This window comes from Bradyrhizobium sp. SMVTL-02, assembly GCF_051853005.1.
Taxonomy (GTDB): Bacteria; Pseudomonadota; Alphaproteobacteria; order Rhizobiales; family Xanthobacteraceae; genus Bradyrhizobium.
The window spans coordinates 8386924-8401813 of the sequence record NZ_CP182469.1; the positions used below are offsets into that span (position 1 = coordinate 8386924).

General features: G+C 63.7%; 16 protein-coding genes. 6 read left to right on the forward strand and 10 right to left on the reverse strand.

Annotation, left to right across the window (positions count from 1 at the left end; genetic code table 11):
- Positions 1–73 precede the first annotated feature (73 nt).
- From ACNJYB_RS40095 to ACNJYB_RS40115, 5 genes are all read right to left on the reverse strand, one after another.
- Positions 74–811, reverse strand: coding sequence for a DUF899 domain-containing protein (locus tag ACNJYB_RS40095; RefSeq protein WP_439372072.1), 738 nt, complete (start codon positions 809–811; stop codon positions 74–76).
- Between the two features lie 18 nt (positions 812–829).
- A complete protein-coding gene (locus tag ACNJYB_RS40100; protein ID WP_439372073.1) occupies positions 830–1174 on the reverse strand; it encodes an SRPBCC family protein in 345 nt (114 codons plus the stop codon).
- On the reverse strand, positions 1174–1626 hold the full coding sequence (locus ACNJYB_RS40105; protein WP_439372074.1) for an ArsR/SmtB family transcription factor: 453 nt from the start codon (positions 1624–1626) through the stop codon (positions 1174–1176). The genes ACNJYB_RS40100 and ACNJYB_RS40105 overlap by 1 nt, the downstream gene beginning before the upstream one ends.
- Positions 1627–1725: 99 nt before the next feature.
- Complete coding sequence (locus ACNJYB_RS40110) at positions 1726–2001, reverse strand: DUF3551 domain-containing protein (RefSeq protein ID WP_439372076.1); 276 nt, start codon at positions 1999–2001, stop codon at positions 1726–1728.
- A 150-nt stretch (positions 2002–2151) separates the two neighbouring features.
- Entirely contained in the window at positions 2152–3126 is a 975-nt protein-coding gene (locus ACNJYB_RS40115; protein WP_439372077.1) for a Bug family tripartite tricarboxylate transporter substrate binding protein, read from the reverse strand.
- A 140-nt stretch (positions 3127–3266) separates the two neighbouring features.
- On the opposite strand from ACNJYB_RS40115, the gene ACNJYB_RS40120 reads away from it, so the two are divergent.
- Positions 3267–3677, forward strand: a complete 411-nt coding sequence (locus tag ACNJYB_RS40120) for a VOC family protein (RefSeq protein WP_439372078.1) — start codon at positions 3267–3269, stop codon at positions 3675–3677.
- Between the two features lie 69 nt (positions 3678–3746).
- Here ACNJYB_RS40120 and ltrA read toward each other — a convergent pair whose 3' ends face one another.
- On the reverse strand, positions 3747–5126 hold the full coding sequence (ltrA, locus tag ACNJYB_RS40125) for a group II intron reverse transcriptase/maturase (RefSeq protein WP_439371053.1): 1380 nt from the start codon (positions 5124–5126) through the stop codon (positions 3747–3749).
- 688 nt (positions 5127–5814) lie between these two features.
- On the opposite strand from ltrA, the gene ACNJYB_RS40130 reads away from it, so the two are divergent.
- Complete coding sequence (locus ACNJYB_RS40130) at positions 5815–7395, forward strand: AMP-binding protein (RefSeq protein WP_439372080.1); 1581 nt, start codon at positions 5815–5817, stop codon at positions 7393–7395.
- A gap of 61 nt (positions 7396–7456) precedes the next feature.
- Here ACNJYB_RS40130 and ACNJYB_RS40135 read toward each other — a convergent pair whose 3' ends face one another.
- Entirely contained in the window at positions 7457–8551 is a 1095-nt protein-coding gene (locus tag ACNJYB_RS40135) for an HD-GYP domain-containing protein (RefSeq protein ID WP_439372081.1), read from the reverse strand.
- A 310-nt stretch (positions 8552–8861) separates the two neighbouring features.
- Between ACNJYB_RS40135 and ACNJYB_RS40140 the strand changes: the two genes are divergently transcribed.
- The 3 genes from ACNJYB_RS40140 (at position 8862) to ACNJYB_RS40150 (ending at position 10813) form a co-directional block, all read left to right on the forward strand.
- Entirely contained in the window at positions 8862–9626 is a 765-nt protein-coding gene (locus ACNJYB_RS40140) for an alpha/beta fold hydrolase (RefSeq protein WP_439372083.1), read from the forward strand.
- A 19-nt stretch (positions 9627–9645) separates the two neighbouring features.
- Positions 9646–9981, forward strand: a complete 336-nt coding sequence (locus ACNJYB_RS40145) for a hypothetical protein (protein WP_439372084.1) — start codon at positions 9646–9648, stop codon at positions 9979–9981.
- Positions 9982–10141: 160 nt separating this feature from the next.
- On the forward strand, positions 10142–10813 hold the full coding sequence (locus ACNJYB_RS40150; RefSeq protein WP_439372086.1) for a dienelactone hydrolase family protein: 672 nt from the start codon (positions 10142–10144) through the stop codon (positions 10811–10813).
- A gap of 138 nt (positions 10814–10951) precedes the next feature.
- Here the strand turns inward: ACNJYB_RS40150 and ACNJYB_RS40155 are convergent, their stop codons facing one another.
- The 3 genes from ACNJYB_RS40155 to ACNJYB_RS40165 form a co-directional block, all read right to left on the reverse strand.
- The gene (locus ACNJYB_RS40155; protein ID WP_439372087.1) at positions 10952–11686 is read right to left on the reverse strand and encodes a polysaccharide biosynthesis/export family protein; all 735 of its coding nucleotides are present in this window, start codon (positions 11684–11686) and stop codon (positions 10952–10954) included.
- A 253-nt stretch (positions 11687–11939) separates the two neighbouring features.
- On the reverse strand, positions 11940–12596 hold the full coding sequence (gene msrA / locus ACNJYB_RS40160) for a peptide-methionine (S)-S-oxide reductase MsrA (RefSeq protein ID WP_439372089.1): 657 nt from the start codon (positions 12594–12596) through the stop codon (positions 11940–11942).
- 177 nt (positions 12597–12773) lie between these two features.
- On the reverse strand, positions 12774–13091 hold the full coding sequence (locus tag ACNJYB_RS40165) for a hypothetical protein (RefSeq protein WP_439372090.1): 318 nt from the start codon (positions 13089–13091) through the stop codon (positions 12774–12776).
- A 363-nt stretch (positions 13092–13454) separates the two neighbouring features.
- On the opposite strand from ACNJYB_RS40165, the gene rpsT reads away from it, so the two are divergent.
- Positions 13455–13721: a 30S ribosomal protein S20 gene (gene rpsT, locus ACNJYB_RS40170; RefSeq protein ID WP_439372092.1), complete on the forward strand. Its 267-nt coding sequence runs from the start codon at positions 13455–13457 to the stop codon at positions 13719–13721.
- The last annotated feature ends 1169 nt before the right edge of the window (positions 13722–14890 follow it).

A 14890-nucleotide genomic window follows, 5' to 3' on the forward strand; every position in this document is an offset into this window, starting at 1 on the left:
TCACAGCCGGCTCGGAGAACTGGATTGCCTGGTCAAGCCGGGCGATGAGACCTTCGATGCGGTAGGCCTAGCCTCACCCGTGGCAGCACGCCGCCTTCGTCGGCTGCGGCTCGTACTCATCACGCAGGCGGACCCAGTCCATCGGATATGGCAGGCCGTCCTCATGGCGGCCGAGCGGGGTGAGATCGAGATACTGATAGGCGGCGTTCATCATGTCGAGGCCGCGGGCGAAGCAGGAATAGGTGTGGAAGATCTCGCCGGCCTCGTTGCGGTAGAACACGCTGATGCCGGGCAGCTCGGGGCCATAGATCGGCGTGGTGCCGAAATTGTACATCGGCTTGCCGGTCGCGATCTCGTCCGGCGAGAAGGTTAGGCCGTAATCGCGGTTGAATTCGTTGTCGCCTGAGGAGACCCAGTCGAAGCTCCAGCCCATCCGCTTCTTGAAGGCCTCGAGCTTCGCGCTTGGCGCGAGCGAGACCGCGGCCATGGAGGTGTCGCGCGCGGCCAGATGCGGCACCATGCGCTCGAAGCCGTCGGCCCAGAACGAGCAGCTCTTGCAGGCCGCGTCCCAGTCGGGCGCGAACATCACGTGCTGGACGACGAGCTGCGGACGGCCCTTGAAGAGATCGGAGAGCGTGACCTTGCCGTCCGGCCCGGTGAAGACATAGGTCCTGTCGACCTTCACCCAGGGAAGCTGGCGGCGCTCGGCGGCGAGCCGTTCGCGGGCCTGCGTCAACTCCTTCTCATGGGCGAGATGAGCCTTGCGCGCCGCGAGCCACTGCTCGCGGGAGACGACCCGATGTTGCTCCATGGCATTCTCCTTTGGAATTCAGGCGACGAAAGCATCCAGCTTGTCGAGGAACGAGCTCCAGCCGCGCAGGTGATTGTCGCGCGCGGTCTCGTCGGCGAACTGGGCGTGATGGAACACCATCAGGGTACCTGCACTGTCCGGCTTGAACGAGATCGTGACCAGCGATTCGCGCTCCGGAGTCGAGTGCCAGGCCCAGGTGAAGACGAGGCGCTCGTTCTGCACCACCTCGCGATAGGTGCCGCCGGCCTCGAAATATTCGCCGTCGTCGCGAACGAAGCTGATGCGAAAGCGGCCGCCGGTGCGGACGTCGAGCTCGGCTTGCAGCGTCGCCGGCTTCGTGTTCGGCGGCCCGAACCACTGCACTAGCTGCTCGGCTTGCGTCCAGGCGGCGTAGACCTTTTCCGGCCGCGCACGGAGCCGGCGCGTGAGCGTGAGGCTCGGGCGTTCCGCGGGTCGCTCGGCGGCATTGACGGCGGTGTTGACCATCTCTCTTTCTCCACGAAGGCCGCAAGACGATCGAATTTGTCGGACCAGAATTGAGCGTAGCCATAGAGCCAGTTCATCGCCTGCTCCATCGGCTGCGCGGTGAGTCGGCAGGAGACCGTGCGTCCGACCTTCTCGCGCACGATCAGCCCGGCATCCGTGAGCACGTCGAGATGCTTCATGATCGCCGGAAGCGACACCGGAAACGGCGCAGCCAACTCGCTCACCGACAGGCTGTCCGCTTCGCCGAGGCGCGCGAGCAATGCGCGCCGCGTCGGGTCGGATAGCGCCGCAAAGGTCCGGTCCAGCGCCTCGTCTCTATACTTAACCATGTGGTTTAGTATAAGCGCGCGCGAAAATGCGTCAAGGCGGAACCCGCCGGCGCGGGTCCGCACGACTGCGTGATCAGGCGGCGCTCGTCCGAAACGACATCAGTACGGCGCGACGGGCCGTGGGCGCCGGGGTGGGCGAGGCGGCGGCACCTGCTGGCCGTAGGCAAAGAGAGGATTGGGGCCGCAATACAGCAAGCGGCCGGAAACGCTGGCCAGGCACTGCTCATAGGTGCTGTAGGCGCATTCGCCGGGGTAATCATATTCACCGCCCTGGGCGCACCAGGGATATTCGCGGGCAGCGGCGGGCGTGACAGTGACAACGCCGGCAAGGATCGCCGCACCCAACGACAGCAGCGCCAATTGCGTCCTGCGCATGATCCCAACTCCTTTGCTCACGGCGCGAGCTACGCGCCATCTATCATCAGGTTTCGCCGCAGCGTTTTATTCCAGATCGACAAAGCAACGCTCACAAGAAAAAAGCCCTGCCAAACGGCAGGGCTCCAATTTCCGGTCATCACAAGTTAGCTATTCGACCTTCAGGCCGGCGAACTCGACCACCTTCTTCCACTTCTCGGTCTCGGCCTTGATCTCCTCGCCGAACGCCTCCGGCGTCTGCACCCGCGGCTCGCCGCCGAGCTCGACCAGGCGCTTGGTCATGTCGGGCTCCTTCATCAGCGTGTTGATCTCGCTGTTGAGCTTGACGATGATCTCCTTCGGCGTGTTCTTCGGCGCGCCCATGCCGAACAGCGCGCTGGCCTCGTAGTCCTTCACGGTCTCGGCGATCGCCTGCACGTCGGGTAGCTGCGGCGAGCGCTCTGCGGTGGTGACGCCGATCGCGCGCAGCGAGCCGGAGCGGATGTGCTGGATGATCGAGGGCATGTTGTCGAAGATCACCTGCACCTGGCCGCCGAGCATGTCGGTGATCGCGGGCGCCGCGCCACGATAGGGCACGTGCTGCATCTTGCAGCCGGTCATGGCCATGAACATCTCGCCGGAGAGGTGCACCGAGGTGCCGTTGCCGGACGAGGCCATGTTCACCTTGCCGGGATTGGCCTTCACATATTCGATGAACTCGGCGACGTTCTTGGCCGGCACGTCCTTGTTGACGGTCATCACGTTCGGCACGCGCTGGAACGAGGCGACCGGCGCGATGTCGCGCACGAAGTTGAACTTGAGATTGCTGTACAGCGAGGCGTTGATGAAGTTGGCCGGATTGACCAGCTGCAGCGTGTAGCCGTCGGGCTCGGCATTCACGACCGATTCGGTGCCGATGTTGTTGCCGGCGCCCGGCTTGTTCTCGATCACGAATTGCTGGCCGAGCTTTTCCGACAGCCGTTGTCCGATCAGCCGTGCCAGGATGTCGGTGGCGCCGCCCGGCGGATAGCCGACCACCCATTTCACGGGACGGGCTGGATAATCGGCGGCAAGCGCCTTCGACAGCGGGCTGGCTGCAAGAGGCGTGGCGGCAAGCAGGCCCAGCGCGGTACGGCGAGTGATCATCTCAAGGATTCTCCCAGTGTTGTTCTTGAAGGGCCGTTGTTCTTGAAAGCCGGATCTCTTGAAAGCGGCGGCCGCGCGTTGTAACAAAGCTTGCTGCGGGCGGATAGTGCGCGGGGCGCATCACGACGAAAGGATAAGGCATGCCGGTCAAGGTCGAAGCCCTCGATCATCTCGTGATCAACGTCGCCGATGTCGCGGTGACCGCGGAGTGGTACCGCAGGATTCTCGGCATGGAAGTCAAGATGTTCGACCCCGGCGGCGGCAAAGCGCCGCGGACTTCCCTTCATTTCGGTAACCAGAAGATCAACGTCCGGCCGTGCGATGCCGACAAGGTCGAGTGGTTCACCGCGGAACACCAGACGGCCGGCAGCGAGGATCTCTGTTTCCTCACCTCTTCCGCTCCGGACGAGGTGGTGGCGCATTTGAAGGCCCAGGGCGTCGCGATCGAGGAAGGCCCGGGCCCAAGACAGGGCGCCCGCGGCACGCTGCGCTCGGTCTATTGCCGGGATCCCGACGGGAGTCTGATCGAGATCTCGTCGTACGAGGATTGAGGCCGGTAGGGCCACCCCTGCCTGCCTCAACCACCGTCATTGCGAGCGCAGCGGTCGCGGTAGGGACGCTCATTGCTGGGCGCCCCCCGCACAGATCCGTACGTGCGGCTTTCCCGCATACGGCTCCCACCTCGGGTGAGTAGCGGTGAAGCGTGTTCGGGGCCAAGGATGGAGGATTTGTGGCTTGGGGAGCAAGTCGGAGGCAAGCCGCGCGACCCGCTGCCACGTGGTCCCGTCAGTCTGGCTGCGGCGCCGAAGCATCCGCCTCCATTGTTCGGTGACGAAGTAGCGGAAGGCGCTGAGCGCTCGGCTGTTGGTCGGTACCGCGTGGTAGTTGAAGTACCCGGTAACGACCTGCCGCAGCCATTTGCCCTGTTCGAGCACCGACTGGTGCATACGCCGTCGCATTCCCTGCTTCACGGCTTGCAGTTTCGCCCGCATGCGGTCTTTGCGAGACTTGCGCCTGATCTGGAACTTGCCTTGCTTGGATCGGCTGCAGATGAAGGTGAAGCCGAGGAAGTTGAAGGTCTCCGGCTTGCCGAGCCCGCGCCGCCTGCGGTTGTCCTCCGCATGACGTCCGAACTCGATCAGCCGGGTTTTCTCAGGGTGCAGTGACAGCGCGAACTCCTGCAGCCGTTTGCGCAATTCTTCGAGGAAGTGCCGGGCCTCATTCTCATGCTCGAAGCCGACGATGAAGTCGTCAGCGTAGCGCACGATGATCATGTCACCCGCGGCCTCGCGCCGTCTGAAGCGTTCGGCCCACAGATCGAGGGCATAGTGCAGGTAGATGTTGGCAAGCAGCGGCGAGATCACCGCCCCTTGTGCCGTCCCCTGTTCGCTGACCCTGACCGTTCCTTCTTCGAGAACACCCGCCTTGAGCCATTTGCGGATCAGACGGATGATACGCTGGTCGCCGGTCCGATGTTCGACGAAGCGGATGAGCCATTCCTGGTCCACCATGTCGAAGAACGAGCGGATATCGGCGTCAACAATGAAGTTCACCCGCCGGCTCTCGATTCCGACCAGCAGCGCATCCATCGCATCGTGCGCGCTGCGCCCGGGCCGGAACCCATACGAGAACCCGAGGAAGTCCTCCTCGTAGATCGCGTTGAGCACCGTAGCGGTTGCCCGCTGAACGATCTTGTCCTCGAGGGACGCAATCGCCAGCGGTCGCTGCCGCCCATCCTGCTTCGGGATATGGACCCGCCGCGACGGCTGCGGCCGGTACGCTCCCCGGTGAACACGAGCATGCAGGTCCTCAAGATTGGCCTTGAGGTCTTGCTCGTAGTCCCGCCACATCATTCCGTCCACACCCGGCGCGGCATGCTTCTTCAGCGCGAAGAACTCCGCCTCGAGCAGTTCAGGCGTGATGTGGTGAAGCAGCGCAGTGAACCTCTCCTTCTTCCTTTCCCTTGCAGTTCGCCGTATGCGTTCCAACGCCTGTGTCACGCTTGTCCGGCTCGGCGTCCGGGGCGTGCTTTGCTGGTCCGCATTCCCCTTGGTCGCGGCCCTTCGCTCCACCAACTCCTCCGCGGATCGCTCCGCTTCGTTCGCAGGCTTCGACGCTACTACGGCCGCCTCCGACTTCCCGCATCCGTTCGTCATCGGCTTTGGCTCCTCGCCTTCCCGATGCGGACCTTGGGGGCATGTTGCCATCGGTCAGATGCGGGACCTCCCAGGTTCCGACGCGGTCCTTTGCTGCGTGATGGGGTCTTCGACCACGGCAGAGCGTCAGCGCCTCGCATAACGGCGCCGCACATGTTGCCTTCGACGTTGCTTACCGGCTCGGCCTCTGCGAGTTTCTGTCTTTCGCGGCTCAATAGCCCACCCCACAGCATCGTTGTGTACGCTTCGCAGCCGCCGTTGCCGACGGCCACGCAACACTCACTACCGGGCGCTCGCTACCGCTTACCCGGACCGGACTTCCACCGGTTGGACCACGCCAGCTTGCCTGGCGCACAAGCAATCCAGAATCCCTCCGCGGAACCAGTCTGGATCGTCGCAAGGGCTCCTCGCAATGAGGGCGGAAAGGGCTCGGCCCTTTCCCCCGGATTTGCGCCCCGCGTCATCCAATGGCAGGAAGACGCAATAATCTAAGGGCAGCCGCTAGCAAGATGCAGGCTGCAGGGAGGTCGCCATGCCTGTTCAACACACCGCATCCGGAATCGTGGGTCCGTTCGACGGGCTCGACGTTCCCTGGCTCTTGAGGATGCGCGCCGAGGTCCGGCGTGATCATCCGTTCCTGATCTGGGCGCCGTTCGACGCGCCGGCCCGGCGCTGGAGCTATGGCGAGTTTCACGAGCGGGTCGGCGGACTCGCTGCGGGGCTGACCAAGCGCGGCGTGAAGCCCGGCGAATATGTGCTCATTCATCTCGACAATTGCATCGAGGCGCTGCTGGCCTGGTTTGCGTGCGTCGAGCTCGGCGCCATCGCGGTCACCACCAACACGCGCTCGGCGCCGGCGGAGATCGCGTATTTCGCCGATCATTGCGGCGCAGTCGCCGCGATCACCCAGCCGGCCTATGCAGAGCTCGTCGCGCAGAACTGCCCCAATATCCGCTGGCTGGCGGTGACGTCGCACGATGCCGGCGCGGCACCTGCGCGAGCGGTCTCGCGCGGCGACAGCTTTGAAGCCCTGTTCGCCGACGGTGCCAACCGTCCCAAGCGCGCGACCGATCCGCTGGCACCGTGCAGCGTGCAGTACACCTCAGGTACGACGTCGCGACCGAAGGCAGTATTATGGACCCATGCCAACGCGCTGTGGGGCGCCAAGATCAACGCCGCACACGAAGACCTTCACGCCGGCGACGTGCACCAGACTTACTTGCCGCTGTTCCACACCAATGCGCTGGCCTACTCCATGCTGGCGACGCTGTGGGTCGGGGCAACCTGCGTGATCCAGCCGCGCTTCTCCGCGAGCCGGTTCTGGAGCGTCGCGCGTGAGCACGGCGCGACCTGGACCTCGACCATTCCGTTCTGCATGAAGGCGCTGCTCGAGCAGGAGATCCCGAAGGACCATAAATTCCGCCTGTGGGGCACCGCGATCAACGAGCCGGCGGCCTTTGCGGCGTTCGGCGTCAAGATGATCGGCTGGTGGGGCATGACCGAGACCATCACCCACGGCATCGTCGGCGAGGTCGACCAGCCCAATATACCGATGTCGATCGGCCGCGCGGCGCCCGAATATCAGATCCGCATCACCGACGATGACGGACGGCCGACCGAGGTCGGCGATACCGGCAATCTCGCGATCAAGGGTATCCCCGGCCTGTCCTTGTTTGCCGAATATCTGCACAACGAGAAAGCCACGCGCGAGAGCTTCGACGAGCACGGCTTCTTCCTCACCGGCGACCGCGTCGAGCGGCTGGAAAACGGCTTCATCAAGTTCGGCGACCGCGCCAAGGACATGCTGAAGGTGGGCGGCGAGAACGTTGCGGCCTCCGAGATCGAGCAGGTGATCGCGCTGGTGCCGGGCGTGCGAGAAGCGGCGGTGGTGGCGAAGAAGCACCCGATGCTGGACGAGGTGCCGGTCGTCTTCATCATCCCGCATGGCGGCGTCGCCGGGGCTCCGCCCGACCTGCAGGAACGCGTGATGGCGGCGTGCCGCAAGGGCCTCGCCGACTTCAAGCTGCCGCGCGAGATCAGGCTCGTCGACGACATGCCGCGCTCGACGCTGGAGAAGGTGGCGAAGGCGGAGCTCAGGAAGATGGTCGAGTGACTTCACCCTCCCCTGGAGGAGGAGAGTAAGCAGGCCGCGCGCCTTAACTACGATACCGAAATCAGAACGACCCCAGCGCCACCGGGCGGAACGCCTGCAGCAGCTGCTGGTCGAGCTTGCCGCCCATGCCTTCCATCATGGTGAAGGCACGCGAATGGGTGAAGGGCATGCGATAGGCGCGCTTCTCCACCAGGGCGGCGTAGATGTCGACGATGGTCGTCAGCCGCACGATGTCGCTGATCTGGTTCGACGACAGGCCGTTCGGATAGCCCGAGCCGTCGAGGAATTCGTGGTGATGCAGCACGACGTCGAGCATCTCCGGCGGGAAGCCGCCCTGGGCCGCGAGCGCGTCGTAGCCGCGGCGCGGATGCTGGCGAACCTCGGCCATCTCCTCGTCGGTGAGCTTGCCTGGCTTGTCGAGCAGCACCGAGGGAACGAAGGCCTTGCCGACGTCATGCAGCAGCGCGGCACGAGTGAGGCGGCGCTGGTCATCCTCGCGCATGCCGAGATGCTGGGCGAAGGCGACCGCAAAGCCGGTGACGAACAGGCAGTGGCGATAACTGCCGACATGGTGGCAACCCACCGTCGTGAGCCATTCGCGCAGCGAGGAGTGCTTGATCGCCTTCAGGATCTTGCTCTCGGCGGCGACGACGTCGTCGAAGGTCAGGGGCACGCCGAGCGGCAGCTTCTCGAATATTTTTGCCAGCACCGCGTGCGCCGCTTCGACCCCGCGGTTGAGCGTCTTGCCGCGATCGGTCGCGTCATAGGTGGCGGTGTCGGGAAACGCGGCGCGGATGCGCTGCAGGATGGCGTCGGGCTGCAGCGGACGCGAGATCGTGTCCGTGGCGCCCAGCGCCCAGGCCTGCATGGTGCCGTGATGCAGGGCGTCGGCAAGCACGAACAGCCGCGGCATCGAGCGATAGGCATCGCCGCGCAGCTTGTTACGCACCCGCTGCACGCTCTCGGGCGAGCGCAGGTTGATGTCGACGACGAGACCGGAGAGATCGCGCGACGGCTGCTCGGGGATGTCCTGCGTGGTCACCGTCGAGACGTCGCCGACCGCCTTCAAAATGCTGGCGAGCTCGGTGCTCTCGTCGCTCCGGTCGGAAGCGAGCAGAAGCCGGCGTTTGGCTGCGGTTTTGGCTGGCGCGTTCATGGCTTCCCCAAAGGCACGGGACGGGATTAAGCCGTCAGCCTAAGCCGGATCAGGTTCTTCGGGCCTTAAGATGCGTGCTCAATGGAACCCTTCGGTATTGGAAGCAATTTTACGAAGTCGGGGTTCCCGGAAGGAACCATGAACCTCGAAAACAACCCCATGCACAGTAGGACGGCCATTGTAAATGCTGGGCTTTTCGAGCGCCGACGCGAGGGGCATCGAGACACATCGGGCTCATGCGCAAGAGCGTCTCGCGCGACCGAAATCATCCCGGCTAGAATGAACGATAAACAAGAAAGGGCGGAAAACCATGCCAAGGGTCGATCGGGACGGCGTCGGAATCTACTATGAGGTTCACGGCGAGGGCCCGCCCCTGCTGCTCACCCACGGGTACTCCTCGACCTCGGCGATGTGGCATGGCCAGGTCGATGCGCTCGCGAGAGATCACAAGGTGATCCTGTGGGACATGCGCGGCCACGGCCAGTCCGATTATCCTGATGATCCCAACGCCTACAGCGAAGCGCTCACGGTCGGCGACATGGCGGCGATACTCGATGCCGTCGGTACCGAGCGCGCCATCATCGGCGGCCTGTCGCTCGGCGGTTACATGTCGCTCGCCTTCTATCGCGCCCATCCGCAACGCGCCCGGGCGCTCTTGATCATCGACACTGGCCCGGGCTTCAGGAAGGACGACGCGCGCGAAGCCTGGAACGCTCGCGCGCTCGCGACCGCCGACAGTCTCGACCGCGAAGGCCTCGACGTGCTGAAGACGGCGACGCGCGAGCGCGCCACTGCGAGCCATCGCAACGCCAAGGGACTCGCTCTGGCCGCGCGCGGCATGCTGACCCAGCGCGACGCCCGCGTCATCGAGCTGCTGCCCGATATCGAGGTGCCCAGCCTGATCGTGGTCGGCGCCGATGACACGCCGTTCCTCGCCGCGTCCGACTACATGGCCGCGAAAATCCCCGGCGCGCAAAAGGTCGTGATCCCCGCCGCCGGACACGCCGTCAACATCGATCAGCCCCAAGCTTTTGTTGACGCGGTCGCGCCTTTCCTGAAGAACTTGCCGGGATAGGCCAGAAGGATTTTGCGCAATGAAGCGGGCGATGGTGGTTGTGGGCGCCGTGTTGCTGTCGATGTCTGCGCAGGCCGAGCCGTTCGGCGCCGTGGCGCCGCGCCAGCCTTTCGTCACGACATTGTCGAACAACACGCCGCTCGCCTTCGGCATGGATGCCGAGCAGACCGCGCGCGCCCTCGGACAGCCGTTGCGATATGTGCGCGGGCGTCCGGGCAACGAGATCTACCTCGCGCTGCGCAATCTCGGCGGCAGCGGATTGATCCCCTACCGCCATCGGCTGTTCCTCCAATTCCGCCACGGACGGTTGGCGGGATGGAAGGAGGACTACGGCGAGAACTGGATGTGGGAGTAGGTGCTGCCCTCATCCTGGGGAGCTTGCGCAGCCAGCGTCTCGAAGGATGACGGTCCCGCTGCTGGATCTCGGCCCTTCATCCTTCGAGACGTGCGCAAGGGCGCGCTCCTCGGGATGAGGGAGAGAGTGGATTGAACACCAAGCAAGAAGGACGACCTGCGTGCGACAAGACATCAGACTGACGGCTTCCGACAATTTCCAGCTTGGTGCCTATCGCGCCGATCCCGCAGGCGCACCCAAGGGCGCGGTCGTGGTGATCCAGGAGATTTTTGGCGTCAACCATCACATCCGCTCGGTCTGCGATCGTCTCGCCAAGGAAGGCTATGTCGCGATCGCGCCGTCGATCTTCGACCGCACCACGTCGAACTTCCAGTCGGGCTATACCCCCGACGAGATCGCGGAAGCGCGCAAGTTCGTCGCCAATCCCGACTGGGCCGCGATGCTGCGCGACACCCAGGCCGCGATCGATGCGGTGAAGAGCATCGGCCCCGTGGGCATCATCGGCTTCTGTCTCGGCGGCAGCATCGCCTTTGTCGCGGCGACGCGATTGACCGGCCTGAAGGCCGCGGTCGGCTATTATGGCGGCGCGGTCGTGCGCTTCGCCGACGAGACGCCGAAGGTGCCGACGCAGCTGCATTTCGGCGAGAAGGATGCCGGCATTTCGCTGACCGATGTCGAGACCATCAAGACCAAGCGGCCGGACGTCGAGGTCTTCATCTATCCCGGCGCGCAGCACGGCTTCCATTGCGACGAACGGCCGAGCTACGATAAGGCCAGCGCCGACATCGCCTGGCCGCGCAGCATGGAATTCTTCGCGAAGCATTTGAAATAGCGCGCACCGCTCTCTCCTCCGTCATTCCGGGATACGCCGCCAGGCGCAGGCCCGAAATCCATACTTCCGATCGTGGTTATGGATTCCGGGCTCGCGACTTCGTCGCGCCCCGGTATGACGTGGAGAGCTCGGCTGCAACTAGAACCAGCGCTCGCCGACGAACACGGTGTCGCCAGGCGCCAAGGGCGTGCCGAGCGGCACCACCGCGCGCATGGCGCCGCCGTTCTCGCTGTGCGTCACGGTGACCACGTCGCGCTTGGCGCGCGGCGAGAAGCCGCCGGCAATCGCAACGGCGCTTTCGACGGTCATGTTCGGTACATAGGGATATTGGCCCGGTGCGGAGACTTCGCCGAGGATGAAGAACGGGCGATAGGTGTCGATCTCGACGGCGACCGAGGGTTCGCGGATGTAGCCATTGCGCAGGCGCGCGGCGATCTCGCCGGCCAGTCCTGCGGTGGTGCGGCCGCGCGCGGGCACCGCGCCGATCAGCGGCATGGTGATGGAGCCGCCGGCATCGATGGCGTAGCTGTTCGTGAGGCCTTCCTGGCCGTAGACCACGACGCGGAGCTTGTCGCCGGCGTCGAGATGATAGGACGCCTCGTAGTGCACCGGTGCCGCCATCGGCGCGGCGTAACCGACCGGCATGGGCGCAGGCGCGGAGGCAAACGAATTGCGCAGGGCGCTGATGGCGCCCCCACCATCGGCGACGACAACCGGCTGCGGAGCGCCATAGGCCATCGCGTCGAGATCGGGACGGGGCTGCACCATCGCAACGGGGCCGGCGGTCTGCATGCAGCCGCCCAGGGCAAGCGCGGCGGACGCTGCCAGGGACGCTGCCGAGATCGACCATCGAAACGCGCGTGCAACCGGCACCGGACCTGTCCCTCGAAACGAGCTGGCTCCAGTGATGCACCGGTTATGGTTAATAAAGGGTTGAGGGGACCTGAGGTGCGACCGTGCCTACTACGCAGACGGTGCGCTCCCTCTCCCGCTTGCGCGAAAGGGCTGGGGAGAGGGTGTTTCCACACAAGAGAGAGAGCCCTCTCCCGCATTGCATCTTGCGACGCAATGCGACCTCCCCCGCAAGCGGTGCAGCGAGCGCGGAGCAAGCTTCTGCGACTTACGACTACACGCGCACGCCCACACCGATCGGACAGGACACGCCGGTGCCCCCCAAGCCGCAATAGCCGGCGGGATTCTTCGCCAGATATTGCTGATGATAGTCTTCGGCGAAATAGAACTCACCGGCGGGCGCGATCTCGGTGGTGATGGCGCCGAGACCTTTTGCGGCAAGCGCCTTCTGATAGAGCGCCTTCGACTCGTCGGCCGACTTCTTCTGCGCATCCGAGCAAGTGTAGATCGCGCTTCGGTACTGCGTGCCGACGTCGTTGCCCTGGCGCATGCCCTGCGTCGGGTTGTGACTCTCCCAGAAGGTCTTCAACAGGCGCTCGTAAGGGATCTTGTTCGGATCGAACACGACCAGCACCACTTCGGTGTGGCCGGTGCGTCCCGAACAAGTCTCTTCATAGGTCGGGTTCGGCGTGTGGCCGCCGGCATAGCCGACGGCGGTGGTGTAGATGCCATCGCCGAGTTCCCAGAACTTGCGCTCGGCGCCCCAGAAGCAGCCGAGCCCAAATACCGCCTGCTCGAGACCGGTGGGATAGGGCGGCTTCAATTTGCTCCCGTTGACGAAATGAGTAGTCGCGGTCGGGATGGCTTGCGCACGGCCGGGCAGCGCTTCAGCTGCGCTCGGCAATGCGGTGGTCTTGCGCATGAACAGCATGATCGGACCTCCGAAACGAGCTGTGCGTCGCTCGAGCCAGATGCTCGGGCGGCGTGCTCGCGATCAGGTGGGAATATAGGTGTTTACGCACGAAGGGGCAGCGTTGTTACGCCGTGCCCCCTGAGGTGCTTGGTCCCGGCCAGAATTGAAGGATCAATCCGGGCGGGATTTGAAAGATCAATCCCGGGAATAGCCGATCAACGGCTTGCGTGGCCGGAACAGGACCATCAGCAGGATGCCGAGAATGCCGAGGACGGCGAAGACCGGCTGGTCCAGCACGAGGCGGACCACCGAGGTCCAGAGCCAGGGTGCCTTGGCCTCGACCCAGGTCCGAAAGGCGGTCTGGCTCGCCTGGTTGATGTCGTTCCAGAACTGGCCGAACCGGGTGAACCGCAGGGTCTGGTCGGCGACCCAGCGGGCGCCGTCATAGACCACGAAGATGAACCCGCCGGCGAGCAGCAACAGCCCAATCAGTCGGAAAAAGCCGCGGATCATGCCTCACCCTCTACGGTCGTCGAACCGGACGAGCCTCCGGAAATGCCGCCAGCCAATAGCCGGGGGACGGCAGAAATTCAACCCGTTCAGGGCGTTACGGCCCCCGTCCGGCCCGCCTGAGGCCGGGTTTTCCAGCCCGGAAAGCGTTGACGGTGCCCCAGACCCTCTCTATAAGGGCGCCAACTGGCGGCGGGCGCAATCCTGCCGCCGCTGTTCTTTGAGCAGTTGCAGGCTGTTTAGGCCTCATGTTCCAGGAACGGCCCAGCAACCGAACACCCTAAATCCGAGCGTCGATTCCGCGGTCAAGCAAGCCGGCGCTACCCGACCAAGACGCGACCGGTACCCGCAAAGGACATTGAGACCATGGCCAATACCACTTCCGCCAAGAAAGCGACGCGCAAGATCGCCCGCCGCACCGCCGTCAACAAGTCGCGCCGCACCCAGATGCGCGGCGCCGTGCGCAATGTCGAGGAAGCCATCAAGACCGGCGATCGCGACGCCGCCGTGAAGGCGTTGGCGACTGCCGAGCCCGCCCTGATGCGGGCCGCCCAGCGCAACATCATTCACAAGAACAACGCCAGCCGCAAAGTCTCGCGCCTCACCGCGCAAATCGCCAAGCTCGCCAAGTAAATTTGCAAGTAAATTTGCAGGTAAACTTGCAAGCACGCTCGCAAGTGAGCTCACGTCATCATCTGATCGATTGATCCGATCAGCACGACAAAGTGCCCGGCATCGCGCCGGGCTTTTTTGTTGCCTGTCATATTCACGCGAGCAGGCACCCGCCTATTTTCATCGTGCGCACCATGATGCCTTCGGCAATTCTACCTTCGGGTGTTTTTGCAACAGCGGAAACTTTCACCGCGTTGCGAAAAACCCCTGCGGCGCGGGGCTAAGATGAACTCCCGCGCGGAAAAGTTCTGCACACCGTAGATTCACCGGGATGCTGCCACAGGTGGAGTTACCCTCTGAAATGAGACTCAAAAAACGATGTCTCGCTAATTACTTATCGACATAGCTGCGACAAGCATTTGGAAAATTCGCTCGCGCCTCGGATGCGTGACGCTTTTGTAAATATTTTTTGGCGGTGGCGGAGAAATTGTCACACCAGGCGCCGCATCTTCGATTCTGTGCACGAATCCAAAAACTTGCTTCAGAGCCTGTGTACAAGTCGCGTGGTGCGTTAACCGAGGTCAAGATTTTTGATGCCTCAAGTGTGAATCAATTTCGTTGCGAGTCTTTCCCCATGGTGTATTCCTTAAGTCGTTCGCAGCGCCCACGATCTTGAGACCAGCGCGGTATCGGAAACGGGGCGAGCGTGCAAATCGGCGGCGGTGAGCACGTTGGCGACGCTTCAACAAGCGATTGTCGGTACAAAACCCACAGCAATGTGGGAACGGTAGTTTTTTGTCTGAATGTCTCCAAGCGGGATCTCAAATATCCCGCTCGCGCCAGGCGCACCGAGAGGCATCTTGCAGCTACCCCGAGATTCGTGATGGCGAAGCCGAGCGGCGACTAGTGCAGACGGGCAGGACATCCGCGACAGGAGTACGGCGCGGTTGTCTTTTACGCAGGACCTTGCCGTGAGCGATTACGGCAGGACGGGGAGGTATCATGTCCTACGGATTCAATGCGGTATTGATTCAAATTCCATCGTTCGACGATGCCGTTTCCGATCCGTCCTGCGTCCAGCCTCCTACATGCACGGGCGCGTCGAGTACGCGCTGACCTCGCGACCCCTCCATCAAGGACATCGCTGATCTGACCCGCGGCGCTTCGCGCCGAACGGTCGAGCCATGCCC